Source organism: Pectobacterium brasiliense (genome assembly GCF_016950255.1).
GTDB lineage: Bacteria > Pseudomonadota > Gammaproteobacteria > Enterobacterales > Enterobacteriaceae > Pectobacterium > Pectobacterium brasiliense.
On sequence record NZ_JACGFN010000002.1, the window covers coordinates 994,827 to 1,012,289 of the forward strand.

At 53.5% G+C, this 17,463-nt stretch carries 15 protein-coding genes; 1 reads left to right on the forward strand and 14 read right to left on the reverse strand.

From position 1 onward, the window contains the following. Positions 1-3: 3 nt before the first annotated feature. The 11 genes from murC to mraZ form a co-directional block, all read right to left on the reverse strand. Positions 4-1,464: a UDP-N-acetylmuramate--L-alanine ligase gene (gene murC, locus H4F65_RS19020; protein WP_010681517.1), complete on the reverse strand. Its 1,461-nt coding sequence runs from the start codon at positions 1,462-1,464 to the stop codon at positions 4-6. Between the two features lie 62 nt (positions 1,465-1,526). Beyond that, positions 1,527-2,618 carry an undecaprenyldiphospho-muramoylpentapeptide beta-N-acetylglucosaminyltransferase gene (gene murG, locus H4F65_RS19025; protein ID WP_010681518.1) on the reverse strand — a complete coding sequence of 364 codons (1,092 nt, stop codon included), beginning with the start codon at positions 2,616-2,618 and terminating at the stop codon, positions 1,527-1,529. Then, complete coding sequence (ftsW, locus tag H4F65_RS19030; protein ID WP_010681519.1) at positions 2,615-3,817, reverse strand: cell division protein FtsW; 1,203 nt, start codon at positions 3,815-3,817, stop codon at positions 2,615-2,617. The genes murG and ftsW overlap by 4 nt, the downstream gene beginning before the upstream one ends. Then, positions 3,817-5,133, reverse strand: a complete 1,317-nt coding sequence (gene murD / locus H4F65_RS19035) for a UDP-N-acetylmuramoyl-L-alanine--D-glutamate ligase (protein ID WP_010681520.1) — start codon at positions 5,131-5,133, stop codon at positions 3,817-3,819. Before murD ends, ftsW begins: the two co-directional genes overlap by 1 nt. 3 nt (positions 5,134-5,136) lie before the next feature. Beyond that, positions 5,137-6,219, reverse strand: coding sequence for a phospho-N-acetylmuramoyl-pentapeptide-transferase (gene mraY / locus H4F65_RS19040; RefSeq protein ID WP_010298023.1), 1,083 nt, complete (start codon positions 6,217-6,219; stop codon positions 5,137-5,139). After that, on the reverse strand, positions 6,213-7,574 hold the full coding sequence (gene murF / locus H4F65_RS19045; protein WP_010681521.1) for a UDP-N-acetylmuramoyl-tripeptide--D-alanyl-D-alanine ligase: 1,362 nt from the start codon (positions 7,572-7,574) through the stop codon (positions 6,213-6,215). The genes mraY and murF overlap by 7 nt, the downstream gene beginning before the upstream one ends. Next, entirely contained in the window at positions 7,571-9,058 is a 1,488-nt protein-coding gene (murE, locus tag H4F65_RS19050; RefSeq protein ID WP_010681522.1) for a UDP-N-acetylmuramoyl-L-alanyl-D-glutamate--2,6-diaminopimelate ligase, read from the reverse strand. Before murE ends, murF begins: the two co-directional genes overlap by 4 nt. Beyond that, positions 9,045-10,808, reverse strand: a complete 1,764-nt coding sequence (locus H4F65_RS19055; RefSeq protein WP_010298031.1) for a peptidoglycan glycosyltransferase FtsI — start codon at positions 10,806-10,808, stop codon at positions 9,045-9,047. Before H4F65_RS19055 ends, murE begins: the two co-directional genes overlap by 14 nt. Before the next feature lie 23 nt (positions 10,809-10,831). Beyond that, positions 10,832-11,152, reverse strand: a complete 321-nt coding sequence (gene ftsL / locus H4F65_RS19060) for a cell division protein FtsL (protein WP_010681523.1) — start codon at positions 11,150-11,152, stop codon at positions 10,832-10,834. Continuing rightward, a complete protein-coding gene (gene rsmH / locus H4F65_RS19065) occupies positions 11,149-12,093 on the reverse strand; it encodes a 16S rRNA (cytosine(1402)-N(4))-methyltransferase RsmH (protein WP_010681524.1) in 945 nt (314 codons plus the stop codon). The genes ftsL and rsmH overlap by 4 nt, the downstream gene beginning before the upstream one ends. Before the next feature lie 2 nt (positions 12,094-12,095). After that, the gene (mraZ, locus tag H4F65_RS19070; RefSeq protein WP_010298042.1) at positions 12,096-12,554 is read right to left on the reverse strand and encodes a division/cell wall cluster transcriptional repressor MraZ; all 459 of its coding nucleotides are present in this window, start codon (positions 12,552-12,554) and stop codon (positions 12,096-12,098) included. A gap of 889 nt (positions 12,555-13,443) precedes the next feature. Between mraZ and H4F65_RS19075 the strand changes: the two genes are divergently transcribed. Next, entirely contained in the window at positions 13,444-13,881 is a 438-nt protein-coding gene (locus H4F65_RS19075; protein ID WP_010681525.1) for an L-alanine exporter AlaE, read from the forward strand. Positions 13,882-13,947: 66 nt separating this feature from the next. Here H4F65_RS19075 and cra read toward each other — a convergent pair whose 3' ends face one another. The 3 genes from cra to ilvI all read right to left on the reverse strand — a co-directional run bounded on the left by cra (position 13,948) and on the right by ilvI (position 17,433). Continuing rightward, the gene (gene cra / locus H4F65_RS19080) at positions 13,948-14,952 is read right to left on the reverse strand and encodes a catabolite repressor/activator (RefSeq protein WP_039278293.1); all 1,005 of its coding nucleotides are present in this window, start codon (positions 14,950-14,952) and stop codon (positions 13,948-13,950) included. A gap of 268 nt (positions 14,953-15,220) precedes the next feature. Beyond that, on the reverse strand, positions 15,221-15,712 hold the full coding sequence (gene ilvN / locus H4F65_RS19085) for an acetolactate synthase small subunit (RefSeq protein WP_010681718.1): 492 nt from the start codon (positions 15,710-15,712) through the stop codon (positions 15,221-15,223). 2 nt (positions 15,713-15,714) lie between these two features. Then, complete coding sequence (gene ilvI, locus H4F65_RS19090; RefSeq protein ID WP_010681719.1) at positions 15,715-17,433, reverse strand: acetolactate synthase 3 large subunit; 1,719 nt, start codon at positions 17,431-17,433, stop codon at positions 15,715-15,717. Positions 17,434-17,463: the final 30 nt, after the last annotated feature.

Consider the following 17,463-nt stretch of genomic DNA (forward strand, 5'->3'; position numbering starts at 1 on the left):
TCCTCATTCACTCATCTGTGGCTGTAATCTGGAATCAGCCAGTTTACGCGCCAGTTTACCGATATTGCCGGCGCCCTGAACCAAAATCAGGTCTTCACCTCGCAGCGCCTGTGACAACAGTTCCGGTAAAGTATCCACATCCGTCACCAGAATCGGATCAATCTTACCTCTTCCGCGAATCGTACGGCACAGCGAACGGCTGTCCGCGCCCGGAATCGGCGACTCTCCAGCGGAATACACATCCAGCATCAGCAGCACGTCGACCTGCGATAGCACGTGTGCGAAATCGTCATACAAATCGCGGGTTCGCGTATAGCGATGCGGCTGAAAAATCATGACCAACCGCTTATCTGGCCACCCGGCGCGGGCGGCTTTAATCGTGGCATCGACTTCCGTCGGATGGTGGCCGTAATCATCCACCAACATCGCCGTACCGCTTTGACCATTCACCAGCTCAAGCGGGTATTCACCGAGAAAATCAAAGCGACGACCGGTGCCCTGAAAACGCTCAAGCGCACGCAGAATCGCCTCGTCATCAATCCCTTCATCGGTCGCCACAGCAACCGCCGCCGCCGCGTTGAGCGCATTGTGACGTCCTGGTGCATTCAGCGTGACAGTGAGCAGCGGTTTATCTTTCCGCTCCAGCGTGAAATGCCCTTGCGCGCCAGTCTGGTGATACCCTGAAATACGCACATCAGCATCGTCGCTAAAGCCATATGTGGTGATATGACGACCCACACGCGGCAGCAGCTCACGGATTACCGCATCATCAATACACATCACCGCCTGCCCGTAAAACGGCAGGTTGTGCAGGAAATTGATGAACGTCTGCTTTAGGTTCTCAAAATCGCCCTGATAGGTGTCCATATGGTCGGCTTCAATGTTGGTCACAATCGCCACCATCGGCTGCAAATGCAGGAAAGACGCATCGCTTTCATCGGCTTCCGCAATCAGGTAGCGGCTTGAGCCCAAACGCGCATGCGTTCCCGCCGCCTTCACTAATCCACCGTTCACAAACGTCGGATCCAGTCCCGCTTCCGCGTAAATACTGGAGACCATCGCCGTCGTCGTCGTCTTACCATGCGTACCTGCGATCGCAATACCATGACGAAAACGCATCAGTTCCGCCAACATCTCGGCACGACGGATCACCGGAATACGTGCGTCATGCGCGGCGACAATCTCAGGGTTATCCGCAGTAATCGCACTCGACACCACCACCACGCTGGCGTTCAGAACGTTCTCCGCACGGTGGTGGAAATAAATCTGCGCGCCAAGTTCAGTCAACTGCTGCGTCACCGCATTTGGAGCCAGATCGGAACCGCTAATTTCATAACCTTCGTTGGCCAACACTTCGGCGATACCACCCATGCCAGCACCGCCGATGCCGACAAAGTGTATGTGCCGGACGCGATGCATCTCGGGCACGATTGAACGTAGTTTCGCCAGTTGTTGAGTATTCACTTTATTCTATCGCTACCTTGTAGCGTCGTCGCACAGCCTTATGTCCGACAACGCTGTATTAATTAACCATGAGCCACATGTGTGGCCCGACTGCCTGCCGCTGCACTGACTTCCGCCGCAACCCGGTCGGTTGCATCTGGAATGGCCACTGCGCGGGCTTTCTGTGCCATTGTCAGCAAGGTTGCGCGATCCCAACTGGATAGCACCTCGCTGACAGCCGCCACGTTAAACTGTGGCTGCTCAATAATTTTTGCTGCTCCCGCTTTTTCCAACGGCAGCGCATTCCAATACTGCTGCCGATCTTTATGCTGGAACGGGACAAACAGCGCCGGTAACCCAGCCGCCGCAATTTCACTGACGGTTAATGCGCCAGAACGGCACACCACCACATCCGCCCAGGCGTAAGCTGCCGCCATGTCATCAATAAATTCGGTAATCTTGTGCTGCGTCTGCCCAACATCCTGATAAGCCTGTTGAACGGTGGATAACGCTCCTTTACCAACCTGATGCCAAATCGTCACGCGATCGCCCAACTTTGCTGCCACGCCGGGTAGCGTTTGATTCAGCACTCTTGCGCCCTGACTACCACCAACAACCAGCACCCTCACAGGGCCTGAGCGATCGGCTAATCGTGTCTCCGGCGCAGGCAACGCCAGCACATCGGTTCTGACCGGGTTCCCCACAACATCTGCTTTAGGAAACGCGCCGGGGAATGCCTGCAATACCTTTTTAGCGATATGGGATAACCAGCGATTGGTTAGCCCTGCAATACCGTTCTGCTCATGTAGGACGACCGGAATGCCGCACAGCCAGGCAGCCAGACCGCCGGGGCCGGAAACATAACCGCCCATTCCCAGCACCACATCAGGCTGGTAACGGCGCATAATCGCGCGAGCCTGACGCACTGCCTGAAAAATACGAATCGGCGCGCTTAACTGCGCCCGAATGCCTTTACCACGCAAACCAGAAATGCGGATAAAATCAATTTCGATACCATGCTTAGGCACCAAATCGGCTTCCATACGATCCGCTGTACCTAACCAGCGAACCTGCCAGCCTTGCGCCATCAGGTGGTGCGCAACCGCCAGCCCGGGGAAGACATGCCCGCCCGTACCGCCAGCCATCACCATCAAACGCTTGCCTTCGCCACTCATCGGGCACCTCTCGTAAACGCCTGCGCTTTCGTCAGACGCGTTTCAAAATCAATGCGTAACAGCAACACTATTGCCGTCGACATAATCAGCAAACTGGAACCACCGTAACTGATCAGCGGCAACGTCAGCCCTTTTGTCGGTAGCATCCCCGCCGCCGCGCCTACGTTCACCAGCGTCTGAAAGCTGAACCAGACACCGATGGAACACGCCAGAAAGCCCGAAAAACGCTGATCGATCTCCAGCGCCCGCTTCCCGATAGACATCGCGCGAAAAGCGACGAAGAATATCATTAACAACGCTAAAACCACACCGATATAGCCGAGTTCTTCACCTAAAATAGAGAAAATGAAATCGGTATGTGCTTCCGGCAAATATTCCAGTTTCTGTACTGAATTCCCCAGCCCTTGCCCCCAGAATTCACCGCGCCCAAATGCCATCAGGGACTGCGTTAACTGGTAGCCGCTGCCAAACGGATCATCCCATGGATTCCAGAAAGACGTCACACGGCGCATACGGTAAGGCTCAGCGACAATCAGCAGGCCAACGGCAAACACGCCGCAACCGATGATCGCCAGAAACTGCCACATCTTCGCACCAGCCAGAAACAGCATCGCCAGCGTCGTAATAAACAGTACAACCACCGTACCGAGGTCAGGCTGTGCCAACAACAGCACCGCCAACACCACCATCACGCCCATTGGTTTGCAAAAGCCCCAGAAGTTATTTCGCACTTCTTCAACTTTGCGCACCATGTAGCTGGACAGGTAGCAAAACAACGCCAGCTTGGATAATTCCGCAGGCTGAATACGCAATGGCCCCAGCGAAATCCAGCGTGACGCACCGTTGACCGAGCTTCCCACCGCGAGCACTACCAGCAACATAACCATGGCGAGCAGTAGCAGTACCGGACTGTAACGTTGCCATATCTCCATCGGCACACGCAGCGTGATTAACGACAAGCCAAATGCCAACCCGATATAAATCGCATCACGTTTCGCGAACAGGAACGGATCACTGGCAAGACGCTGTCCAACAGGCATAGAAGCCGACGTCACCATCACAAAACCAATCACGGCAAGCCCAAGCGTCAACCACACCAGCGTCCTGTCATACAGGACAACGCTGAGCGTATCGCTTTCGCGCGTTCCCATAACCCAGCTCTTGATGCGCTCGATAAACGCCAGCCCGAAGAACCGCATCAGCCTAACTCCCCCGCCAGACGAGCAAATTCATCGCCTCGCTGTTCAAAACTGCGGAACTGATCCAGGCTTGCGCAGGCTGGAGACAGCAGCACCATATCGCCCGGCTTAACGCGTTCGGCGATGATACGCATTGCCTGTTCCATCGTTTTTGTCTGCTCGGAAATTTCCGGGCGCAGCGCGGCCAACTGTTGCCCATCCTGCCCGAAACAGTACAAATGAATGTGCTCGCCCTGCAAATACGGCACCAACGGCGAGAAATCGGCAGATTTACCGTCACCGCCTAACAGCAGGTGCAGCGAGCCTTCTACCGCCAAACCGCTCAATGCGGCCTCGGTGCTGCCCACATTGGTGGCTTTAGAGTCATTGATCCACCGCACGCCATTACGCTCGAAAGCCATTTGAAAGCGATGAGGCAGTCCGGTAAATGACGTCAACGCCGTCAGCGCAGACGCACGTGGAATCTTCACTGCATCAGCCAACGCCAGCGCTGCCAATGCATTCGTATAATTGTGCTGCCCAACCAGCTTGATTTCACGGGTATTGAGCACACGTTCACCGTCCACCCGCAGCCAGGTTTCTCCCTGCTGGCGGTTAAGGTGATAATCGCCGACATCGACGCCAAAACTGCGACAGCGTGCATCCGCACCGCGAACCGGCATGGTCAGCGCATCATCAGCATTCACAACACACAAATCCGCGTGTTCATAAATACGCAGTTTCGCCGCCCGGTACTGCTGTAAACCAAACGGATAACGGTTGGTGTGATCTTCCGTCACGTTCAAAATGGTTGCCGCAGCGGCGTGCAGGCTACTCGTCGTTTCCAACTGGAAACTCGACAGCTCCAGCACATAAAGCTGAGCGGGCTGTTCAAGCAGTTGCAGCGCAGGTAGGCCGATGTTGCCCCCCACACCCACCTGCCAGCCTGCGGCACGCGCCATTTCGCCGACCAGCGTCGTCACCGTGCTTTTACCGTTAGAGCCGGTAATCGCCACAATCGGTGCCTGCGCTTCACGGCAGAACAGTTCGATATCGCCAACGATCTCGATGCCAGCATCGGCGGCGTCACACAGAATCGGCGTCGCCAACGCAACACCAGGACTGGCGACGATCAAATCTGCGCTCATCAGCCAGTCTTCATTCAGGCTACCGAGGTGTCGTTCCACCTGCTCTGGCAGCTTATCCAGACCCGGCGGACTGATACGGGTATCCACCACGCGTGGTACGACATCGCGTGCGAGAAAGAAATCAACACAGGAGAGCCCGGTCAGACCCAACCCGATAATGACGACTTTTTTACCCTGATAGTCCACCATGTCTTACCGTACCTTCAGCGTTGCCAGGCCAATCAGCACCAGCATCAACGAAATAATCCAGAAGCGCACAATCACGCGCGGTTCCGGCCAGCCCTTAAGTTCATAATGGTGATGAATCGGCGCCATGCGGAAAATCCGCTGCCCACGCAACTTAAAGGACCCGACTTGCAAAATCACCGACAGCGTTTCGACCACGAAGACACCGCCCATAATCACTAACAAAAACTCCTGGCGCAGCAGGACCGCAATAGTCCCCAGCGCGCCGCCCAGCGCCAGAGAACCTACGTCCCCCATGAAAACCTGCGCCGGATAGGTGTTAAACCACAGGAACCCAAGCCCTGCGCCCACAATCGCGGTGCAGACGATCACCAGTTCACTGGCATGGCGGATATACGGAATGTGCAGGTAACCAGCAAAGTTCATGTTCCCCGTTGCCCATGCCACCAGTGCAAAACCCGCCGCAACAAACACAGTTGGCATGATTGCCAAGCCATCCAGACCATCAGTCAGGTTTACGGCATTACTGGTGCCAACAATCACAAAGTAGGCCAGCGCAACATAGAGCAGGCCCAGTTGCGGCATTACATCTTTGAAAAACGGCACAACCAGCTGCGTGGCTGGCGTATCTTTACCGATGGAATACATGGTGAAAGCCACCACGAGCGCAATCACCGACTGCCAGAAATATTTCCAGCGGGCAATCAGCCCCTTAGTATCCTTACGGACCACTTTGCGGTAATCATCAACAAAGCCGACTGCGCCATAGCCTGCTAACACCAGCAGTACGCACCAGACATACGGATTCGACAGATTCGCCCACATCAAAACAGAAACGATAATCGCCACCAGGATCATCACGCCCCCCATCGTCGGGGTTCCGCGCTTACTGAAATGTGATTCTGGCCCTTCGTTACGCACAACCTGCCCAATCTGCAAACGCTGCAGCCAGGCAATCATGTGCGGCCCCATCCATAAGGAAATAACCAATGCGGTCAGCAGGCTGACAATGGCGCGGAACGTCAAATAAGAAAAGACGTTAAAGCCGGTATAAAGTTTGGCCAAATGTTCGGCCAGCCATACTAACATTGCGCATTCTCCTGTAATGCATGTACAACCTGCTCCATCGCAGCACTGCGTGAGCCTTTGATCAACACGCTGATGACGTTATGTTCTGACATCAGCACCTTCAAACGTGAAACCAGCGCGGCTTTATCCTGAAAATGCTCACCATTGCCACTGGCAGTGCCGATCAATTCACTCAACGTTCCCACACTCAATACGCGATCGATGCCCGCAGCACGCGCCGCTTCGCCCACTTGACGATGGCACTCAGGGGCTTCATCCCCCAACTCGCCCATATCACCAACGACCATCACACGGTAGCCCGGCATCTCTGCCAGCACCTGTGCTGCCGCCGTCATTGAACCGACATTCGCGTTGTAGCTGTCATCCAGCAGCAGCTTGCCTTCAGACAAAGCTATCGGGAACAACCGCCCCGGCACCGCCTGAAGCTGAGATAATCCGGCTTTAACGGCTTCCAGCGTCGCTCCGACGGACATCGCCAGCGAAGCCGCCGCCAGTGCGTTAGAAATGTTATGTCGACCCGGTAAAGGCAGCAGAACCTGCGTTTCACCAAACGGTGTATGCAGCGTGAAACGCGTGCCTTGCGCCAAAACGTCTACGTCGCTGGCAAAAAAATCGATATCGCAAGCAGCCTGCGGAGAGAAACGCCAAACGGTTTTATGATTCAGCATGACCTGCCAGTGTGGGAAATCGTTGCTGTCCGCATTCACGATCGCTACGCCGTCTGCTGGCAAACCAGAAAATATCTCACCTTTCGCCTGTGCCACACCTGCCAGTGAACCAAAACCTTCCAGATGCGCGGCAGCCAGATTGTTGACCAGCGCGCTTTCCGGCCGCACCAGATCGGTGGTATAGGCAATCTCACCAATGTGATTTGCCCCCAGTTCAATCACTGCGAACTGGTGTTCCGCCGTCAGACGCAACAGCGTTAGCGGCACACCGATATCGTTGTTGAAGTTACCAGCGGTATACAACACGGAACCACAGTGGCGCAGAATCGCCGCCGTCATTTCTTTAACCGAGGTTTTGCCGGAAGAACCGGTCAGGGCGACAACACGCGCCGTTGACTGCTGACGAACCCAGGCACCCAGTTGGCCCAACGCCAGACGCGTATCGCTCACCAGCAATTGTGGCACATTGATAGGTAAGTGCTTACTGACTAAAAGAGCCGCCGCACCGCCTTTCACTGCATCTGCAGCGTAATCATGCGCGTCGAATTTCTCGCCTTTCAGCGCAACAAACAGGCAACCGGATGCCAGCTTACGCGTATCGGTTGAAACATCATCAATATCAATGCTTTCACCAATCAGCTGCGCATTCAGCACTGTGGCAAGCTGCTGCAGGGAGACGCGAATCATGCAATCACCCCCAGCAGGCGGGCAACGGTGATGCGATCGGAATAATCGAGACGCTGATTGCCCACCAGTTGGTAGTCTTCGTGCCCTTTACCCGCAACCAGCACCACGTCATTTTCCTGCGCCTGCATAATCGCGCTAGTAACCGCTTCAGCACGCCCGTGAATCACCTGAACGCGTCCGGCATCCAGCAGCCCGGAAAGAATATCGGCAACAATTGCCTGAGGCTCTTCACTGCGCGGGTTATCATCGGTAACCACAACACGGTCAGCCAGTTGTTCTGCGATACCGCCCATAAGTGGGCGCTTACCTTTATCACGATCGCCACCACAGCCAAACACACACCAGAGTTTCCCCTGGCAGTGCAAGCGTGCCGCTTCAAGCGCTTTTTCCAGCGCGTCTGGCGTGTGGGCGTAATCCACAACGACCGTTGGTTTTGCTTCAGCATGGAAAACTTCCATGCGGCCACATACCGGTTGCAACTGAGAGCCCGCGATGATCAATTTGTCGAGTGGATAGCCCAGAGACAGCAGCGTTGCCAGCGCCAGCAGCATATTGCTGACGTTAAACGCGCCCATCAGGCGGCTTTCAATTTCGCCATGCCCCCAGCTTGAATCAAACGCAACCGTGGCGCCGTTATCGTGATAATCAATCTGTGTCGCTTTCAGCCAGCGCCCACGGCAGCCGGGGACAAGATTGTTTTCCATAGTGACGGTAACCGCATCCGGCAGCTTCGCCAACCAGCGCAGTCCAACTTCGTCATCCGCGTTGATAACCATCTGCCCCACGCGATGCTCGGAGAACAGCGCCCATTTGGCCGCTTCGTAACTTTCCATATCGCCATGGTAATCAAGATGATCGCGGCTCAGGTTAGTGAATACCGCCGCCGCGAACGGCAACGCAGCCACACGATGCTGCACCAGACCGTGGGAGGACACTTCCATGGCGGCGAATGTCGCACCTTGATCGACCAGTTGGCTCAGCACCTGCTGAACATCGACAGCAGACCCTGTCGTATTCTCTGTCGGAATCGCTCGACCTAATAGGCCATTGCCTACGGTGCCCATCACGGCACTCGTTTCGCCTAATGCCTGACTCCACTGCGCCAGAAGCTGAGTCGTCGTCGTTTTTCCGTTGGTTCCTGTTACGCCAATCAGCTGTAACTTTTCCGCAGGCTGCTGATAAAAACGGCCTGCCAGCGCGGAAAGTCGCTGGTTCAGATTGCTGAGATACACCACTGGCACACCGTGCATTTCGCGAACGGTGCCATCAGCGGCCTCACCTTCTGCTTCGGCAACAATCGCTGCTACGCCTTGCGCAATTGCCTGCGGAATATAGCGCCGTCCATCTGCTTTGTGCCCGACAATCGCGACAAACAGATCCCCGGCAGCCGCAACGCGGCTGTCTAATATCATTTCCCGCAGCGCGCGCGCCGGAGTGTCTTGCACCCACGGCGCAAGTAAATCGCGCAAATTACGATCTGCCACCTGATCCCTCTTCTCTATTAATTACAAACTCGTTCTTGTCGCCTGTCGGCAACGCATCCGGTTCGATATTCATCGTACGCAGAACGCCGCCCATGATGGCGCCAAAGATTGGCGCAGAAACCGCGCCGCCGTAGTACTTCCCTGCCTGCGGATCGTTAATCACGACAACCAGAGCAAAACGTGGGTTACTGGCTGGTGCCACACCCGCCGTGTAGGCAATATATTTGTTGATGTACTTGCCATCCGGACCAACTTTCTTAGCCGTACCGGTTTTAATCGCGATACGGTAGCCTTTGATGGCCGCCTTGGTACCACCGCCACCGGGCAGCGCCACGCTTTCCATCATGTGCACCACGGAACGCACCAGCGCTTCCGGGAAGACACGTTCGCCTGGAACGGGTGGATCAACTTTGGTAATCGACAGCGGACGGTAAATACCGAAACTGCCGATCGTGGCGTAGACTCGCGCTAACTGTAACGGTGTTACCATCAGCCCGTAGCCGAAAGAGAAGGTGGCCCTCTCTATGTCAGACCACCGTTGTTTTTGAGGGTATAAGCCACTGCTTTCTCCGACCAACCCCAAATTGGTCGCTTTTCCTAATCCAAAGCGCGCGTAAGTATCTACTAGCGCAGAGGAAGGCATCGCTAACGCCAGCTTAGACACGCCAACGTTACTCGACTTCTGAAGCACGCCCGTCAGCGTCAATTCGCTATAACGCGCCACGTCTTTGATCTCATGACCATTGACGTAATACGGCAGGGTGCTGAGTACACTGTTTTCTTTCACGACACCGCGCTGTAGCGCCGTCATCACCACCATCGGTTTAACGGTAGAACCGGGCTCGAAGATATCGGTAATCGCGCGGTTACGCATAATGTCTTGCGGCGTACCCGCCAAATTGTTCGGGTTATAAGACGGGCTATTCGCCATTGCCAGCACTTCGCCAGTATTCACATCGACCAGTACGGCCGTTCCTGACTCAGCTTTGTTAAAAGCAACAGCGTTATTGAGTTCACGGTAAACCAGCGCCTGCAGACGCTCATCAATACTGAGCGCCAGATTGTGTGCAGCCTGGCTGTCAACGGAGGAGATATCTTCAATCACGCGACCAAAGCGGTCTTTACGTACGGTTCGTTCACCGGGTTGCCCTGTCAGCCAGCGGTCAAAGCTTTTCTCAACGCCTTCAATACCCTGTCCATCGATATTGGTGAAACCAATGAGGTGAGAGGTCACTTGTCCAGAAGGATAGTATCGGCGAGACTCCTGCCGCAGATTGATGCCCGGCAGCTTCAGCTTATGGATATATTCACCAATGGCTGGGTTCACCTGACGAGCCAGATAAACGAAGCGACCTTTCGGGTTAGCATTGATCTTGGTCGCCAACTGATCCAACGGAATATCGAGCGCATCAGACAGTGCTTTCCAGCGCGTATCCAGCGTAATACCGCCACGATCGTTCACTTCTTTCGGATCGGCCCAGACGGCATTCACCGGCACGCTGACGGCCAAAGGACGTCCAGCACGATCGCTAATCATGCCGCGTGCCGTGGGCACTTCCTGTACGCGCAGAGAACGCATATCCCCTTCGCGCACCAGTTTGTCTGGGTTGATAACCTGAAGATAAGCCGCACGCGCCATCAAGCCAACCATCGCAAGCAGGATACAGCCGCAAAGCAACGCAAAACGCCAGCTAACAAAGCTGGCTTGATCTTCCTGGCGCTTTAACTTTCCTGTACGGGCTGCTTTCATGCTTAGCTGGTTGCCTATTTAGTTCATTGCTTAACCACAATGTTTTCCTGTGACGGATCAACGTGCCCCATTTGCAGTTTTTCCGTCGCGATCCGCTCCACGCGGCTATGATCCCCTAGTGAGTTTTCCTCCAGGATCAGGTTTCTCCATTCGATATCCAACGCATCACGCTCCAGCAGAAGCTGTTCGCGTTCTGCTGTCAGCAGGCGTGTCTTATGCGCAGTGGTGACCACAAAGACCGCAGAAACCAGCACGGCAATCATCAGCAACACCGGGATCTTTGCATTACGCAGCAAATCCTCACCGATGACGCCGACCAGAGTGTGCCGCTCGTTACCGATCACGCTGGCAATCTCTCAGCGAAGCGCAGAACAGAACTACGCGCGCGTGGGTTTTCCGCAACTTCTGCTTCCGAAGGCATCAGTTTCTTGCCGACAGCTTTTAACGTCTGTCCGCCCTGGCTGCGCAACTGTTCTTCCGTTAACGGTAGGCCAGCTGGCACCTGTGGCCCGCGACTCTGATGGCGAATAAACCGTTTCACAATCCGATCCTCTAACGAGTGGAAGCTAATCACCGACAGACGTCCTTGCGGAGCCAGCACGCTCAGTGCGCCTTCTAGCGCACGTTCGATCTCTTCCAATTCGCTATTGATATAAATGCGGATCGCCTGAAAACTGCGCGTTGCCGGATGCTTATGTTTTTCTCTAATCGGACTGGCGGCAGCGATCAATTCAGCGAGCTCTTTTGTCCGCGTCATTGGGTCGAGACGATTGCGCTCCACAATGGCGCGGGCAATACGCTTGGCAAAACGCTCTTCGCCGAACGTTTTCAAGACCCAGACGATGTCGTCAGCTTCCGCTTTCATCAGCCATTCCGCGGCGGACAAGCCACGTGTCGGATCCATACGCATATCCAGCGGGCCATCGCGCATGAATGAGAACCCACGTTCAGGGTCATCAAGCTGAGGAGAAGAAACGCCAAGATCGAGCAGAACACCATCGATCTGCCCGGTCAGCCCGAGTTCTGCAACATACTCCGCCATCGCGGAAAACGGCCCGTGAATAATAGAGAAACGAGGATCGTCAATCGCCTTGGCGGCTTCAATTGCCTGAGGATCGCGATCGATAGCTAACAGACGTCCTTCCGGCCCCAGTTGGGAAAGAATCAGACGAGAATGACCACCACGGCCAAATGTGCCGTCGATGTATATGCCGCCGCTGCGAATATTCAGGCCATTGACTGCCTCATCCAACAGGACGGTGGTATGTTTATAATTTTCCAGCATGGCTATAGCGATAGGTCCTGCAACCGCTCAGACAAAGGTTCCTGAGTCGATTGTTCAGCGTCAATATCATCCCTGACCTGTTGATACCAAGTCTGTTCATCCCACAGTTCAAACTTATTGAACTGCCCGACTAGCATCACTTCTTTTTTGAGGTCCGCATGCTGCCTTAACGTATTCGCAATCAACAAACGCCCTGCACTATCCATTTGACACTCGCTGGCATGCCCCAATAACAAACGCTGAACACGACGTTCAGCAGGGTTCATGCTCGACAAGCGCGACAATTTTTGTTCAATAATTTCCCACTCAGGTAAGGGATAAAGCAACAGGCATGGCTGATGCAGGTCAATGGTGCAAACCATTTGACCTTGCGATTCCCCGTTCAGCATTTCCCGATATCGGGTAGGCACAGCAAGGCGCCCTTTACTGTCGAGGTTAACCAGCGTAGCCCCACGAAACATACCTGAGTTACCCCTCCATAACCTTTTTCACCACTTTACCCCACAAAATCCCACCTTTAAGAGTGTACGGAGGGTATGAAAACCTTGTCAAGCCAGAGCTGGCGCGCTTTGGGATTATTCCCGAATGAATTGGGGCCGTCATAGAGGTAAAAGGAATAAGGAGTCAGAATTAACAAAGATTAACATCATGATAATTTGAGGAAAATTCATAGCGGAACGGAAACATTACAAACATATAGCGACCAACTCCAGCATATCGATTATTTTTATTGTCACAAGCTGATACCAAAGACAGCGGTTTTCAGAATAGTCTTACCAAGCCGAACACCTTGAATACCAAGGCCTACACAAGCCCGCCGCATCATACCGTAGCGGTTAACATCTGCTCAATGTCACATTTTTAACATCAACATCGTCGATTCTTCATTAATCAGCCGATTTACGTTAATTGATGTCCCTACAGATGAACGCGATTTCCTGAAAAGAAAAGCAGGCTCAGGAAATGTGCCGAATACATTAAGCGTCCCTCATCCCCAAAGACGCATTAAAAATGAGGCACCACAAGCAACCCTGTTTTATCGGTCATCTACTCACTTCCTTTAATGCTTTAACGCAATTCCTTCCCGCGCAGAAAGGCCTTTCACCAAAAAACCATAACGAATTGTTTTTAAATAATTTTAAATCCCTTGTCGCGATAAAAAAACGGGAAAATTATCGGACAGACATAAAGTAGCGGGAAAGTATAAAAAACGCTCACAAATAAATATTTTTACCTAGTACAAAGCCAATCATGCAGTGATGTAAACTACACAAACAAAATAAGGCATGACAAAAAACCACACCAAACCATTACACCAGTTTATCCGCCCTAAGAATGGAGCAACCAGGCATGTTTTCCCCGACGTCACGATTGCGAAGTGCCACTGCAGATACCTTTGCGCTCGTTGTCTATTGTTTCATCACCGGCATGGCGATAGAAATCATGCTTTCCGGTATGAGCTTCGAGCAATCGCTGTCTTCACGCTTGTTATCTATCCCCGTCAATATTGCCATTGCCTGGCCGTATGGGCTTTACCGCGATCGCGTGTTGAATATGGCCAGACGTCACGGCGGTGAGCATTTCCTGGTGCGCAGCGTCGCCGATCTGTTTGCCTATGTCAGTTTCCAATCCCCGGTTTACGCCATCATTCTCTGGTCTATCGGGGCGAACCCCGCGCAAATCCTGACCGCAGTTACCAGTAATTTGGTGGTGTCGATGGTGACGGGCGTGATATATGGCTACTTTCTGGAATATTGCCGTCGGCTATTCCGGGTCGCCTTGCCGTAAAAGTGAATTGAGGCAGGGTAAGGAAGAGGCGCCATAGCAATCTATGGCGCAAAAAGCAGGTCGAGATTAGGCGCGGCTCAAAGAACCACGACGATACAGATTACGCCGGATACGATTCAAACCAGGTTTCGGCCTTTTCGGCTCATCAAGGCTGGCAAGCACCAATTCCAGTACGCGTTCCGCGACTTCACGATGGCGCTGAGCGACAGACAATACCGGGCATTCCAGATAATCCAACAGTTCATTGTCCCCAAAGGTCGCGATAGCCAGATTATTCGGCAAACGCCCGTTAATCTTCAGGTTGACGTCCATCACTCCCTGCAATAGCGGGAATGACGTGGTGAATAACGCTTCGGGCATAGGATTATTTTTCAAATAATCCATAAACGCGGCAGCGGCAGCCACGCGTTCATAGCTATTAGAATAAAGGTAATTCACTTCGCGCGGATCGCCCGCCCACGCCTGACGGAACCCCTGCTCACGCAGGAAGCTGACGGAAAGCTCAGGTAAAGCACCAAGATAAAGTACCGATTTCGCAGGCACTTTTCTTAATTCCTGTGCCAACATTTCAGCATCTTCAAGATCGGCCCCCACCACGCTGGTGAAGTGCTCACGATCTAACGCTCTGTCTAATGCAATAATCGGCAGGCTGCCGTTTATCCAACGTTGATAAAACGGGTGCTCCGGCGGTAATGCGGTAGAAACAATAATCGCGTCAACCTGGCGCTGCAACAGATGCTCAATACAGCGCATCTCATTGTCTGGCTGATCTTCTGAACACGCAATTAATAGCTGATATCCGCGCTGTCTGGCCTGACGTTCCAGATAATTAGCGATGCGTGTATAGCTGGTATTTTCCAAATCGGGAATAACCAAACCAATTGAACGCGTACGCCCGGCACGTAATCCAGCCGCGACGGCGTTGGGATGATAATTGTGCTCCCTGACGACAGCCATGACTTTCTCAACGGTCTTATCGCTAACGCGATATTGTTTTGCTTTCCCGTTAATGACATAGCTGGCTGTCGTGCGTGAAACACCCGCAAGACGCGCGATTTCATCCAGTTTCACGGTAACCCCTTAGTAGGCCGGAAAATAAGTAGGCCGGCTCAATAAATAGTGTGATGACCATAAAATCATCATGGATATGGCGTAGATCTAACAGCAGAAGCTTTTGTACGGCAACTGCTTTTATCACGTTACCCACATATTTCAAGCTGCCATATCAATAATGGATGTCTTTTAAGCTGAATATATTGTGTCTATATAAGATTAAGGGAAATAAAAAGGCCCGATACTATTATCGGGCCTCTTAAAAGAAAAAGCAGCGAAAAGTCGATTAACGCATGATTTTATCGCCGCGCGATACGCCGACGATACCAGAGCGCGCCACTTCAACAATTTCGGAGACTTCACGTACGGCACTCAGGAACGCATCCAGCTTATCGCTGGTGCCAGCAAGCTGTACGGTATAAAGCGAAGCGGTGACATCCACGATCTGGCCGCGGAAAATATCGGCGCAGCGTTTCACTTCTTCACGACCATAGCCTGTAGCCTGTAGCTTCACCAGCATGATCTCACGCTCAACGTGCGCGCCCTGCCCCAACTCGCTGACGCGCAGGACATCCACCAGCTTGTGCAGTTGCTTTTCGATCTGCTCCAGCACTTTTTCATCGCCTACCGTCTGGATAGTCATACGAGATAGCGTTGGGTCTTCGGTTGGTGCCACCGTCAGACTTTCGATGTTGTAGCCGCGCTGGGAAAACAGGCCGACGACACGTGACAAAGCGCCTGATTCATTCTCAAGTAATACTGATAAAATCCGCCGCATGATCAGGTCCTCTCCGTTTTGCTCAACCACATTTCATCCATCGCCCCGCCGCGAATCTGCATGGGGTAAACATGCTCGCTGCTGTCGATGTTGATATCAACAAACACCAGACGGTCTTTCTGCGCCAGCGCTTGCGACAGCTTACTTTCCAGTTCGTCCGGCGTATCGATAGAAATCCCGATGTGACCGTACGCTTCAGCCAGCTTGACGAAATCCGGCAATGATTCCATGTAAGAGCTGGAATGGCGGCCAGAGTAGATCATGTCCTGCCACTGCTTCACCATGCCGAGGAAACGGTTGTTCAGGTTAATGACCACCACAGGCAGATCATATTGCAGCGCCGTAGAAAGCTCCTGAATATTCATCTGAATACTGCCGTCGCCCGTTACGCAAATCACCGTTTCTTCCGGCAGCGCAAGTTTGATGCCCAATGCCGCTGGCAGGCCAAAGCCCATCGTGCCCAGTCCACCGGAGTTCACCCAGCGGCGCGGTAAATCGAAAGGATAATACAGCGCAGCAAACATCTGGTGCTGGCCGACGTCCGATGCCACATAGGCTTTGCCTTCGGTCAGCCGATGCAGCGTTTCAATCACCGCCTGCGGTTTAATCTTGTCGCCTTCGGTGCTGTATTTCAGACAGTGACGCCCACGCCACTGTTCGATACCCTGCCACCAATCGCGCAGCGCATCAAACTGCTGCTGTGCGCCATCCTGTGCCAGCAACTCCAACATCAGGGTTAATACTTGTTTAGCATCGCCCACGATAGGGATATCGGCGTTTACCGTTTTGGAAATCGACGCGGGATCGACATCAATGTGCAGAACCGTCGCGTTCGGGCAGTACTTCGCCAGATTGTTGGTTGTTCGGTCGTCGAAACGCACCCCTACGGCGAAAATCACATCGGCGTTATGCATAGCCGTATTGGCTTCATATGTCCCGTGCATCCCCAGCATACCGAGGCACTGACGGTGCGTGCCAGGAAAGCCGCCCAGCCCCATCAGGGAGGTTGTCACTGGCAGGTTAAGTTTTTCCGCCAGCGTCAGTAGTTCTTCGTGACACTCCGCATTAATGACGCCACCGCCGCTGTAGATAATCGGTTTTTTTGCCGCCAGCAGGGTTTGCAACGCGCGACGAATCTGACCTTTGTGCCCTTGAACCGTCGGATTATAGGAACGCATGCTGACGCTTTCAGGATAAACGTACGGCAGCTTATTCGCCGGATTCATGACGTCTTTCGGCAGATCGACCACTACCGGCCCGGGACGTCCGGTCGATGCCAGATAAAACGCTTTTTTCAGAATCGTCGGAACATCTTCCGCTTTCTTGACCAGAAAACTGTGCTTCACAATAGGGCGGGAAATGCCCACCGTGTCGCATTCCTGAAAGGAGTCATAGCCAATCAGCGAAGTCGCAACCTGACCGGACAACACCACCATAGGAATGGAGTCCATATAGGCAGTAGCGATACCGGTAATCGCGTTGGTCGCACCAGGACCAGACGTGACCAGCACGACGCCGACCTCACCTGTCGCGCGCGCGTAGCCATCCGCCATATGTACCGCACCTTGCTCATGCCGCACCAAAATATGCTCGATACCGCCAACCGTATGCAGGGCGTCGTAAATATCCAACACCGCACCGCCCGGATAACCGAACACATGTTTTACGCCCTGATCGATCAACGATCGGACCACCATTTCGGCGCCTGACAACATCTCCATGGGTCTGCCTCTTTTGTTCAGAAAGCGGAA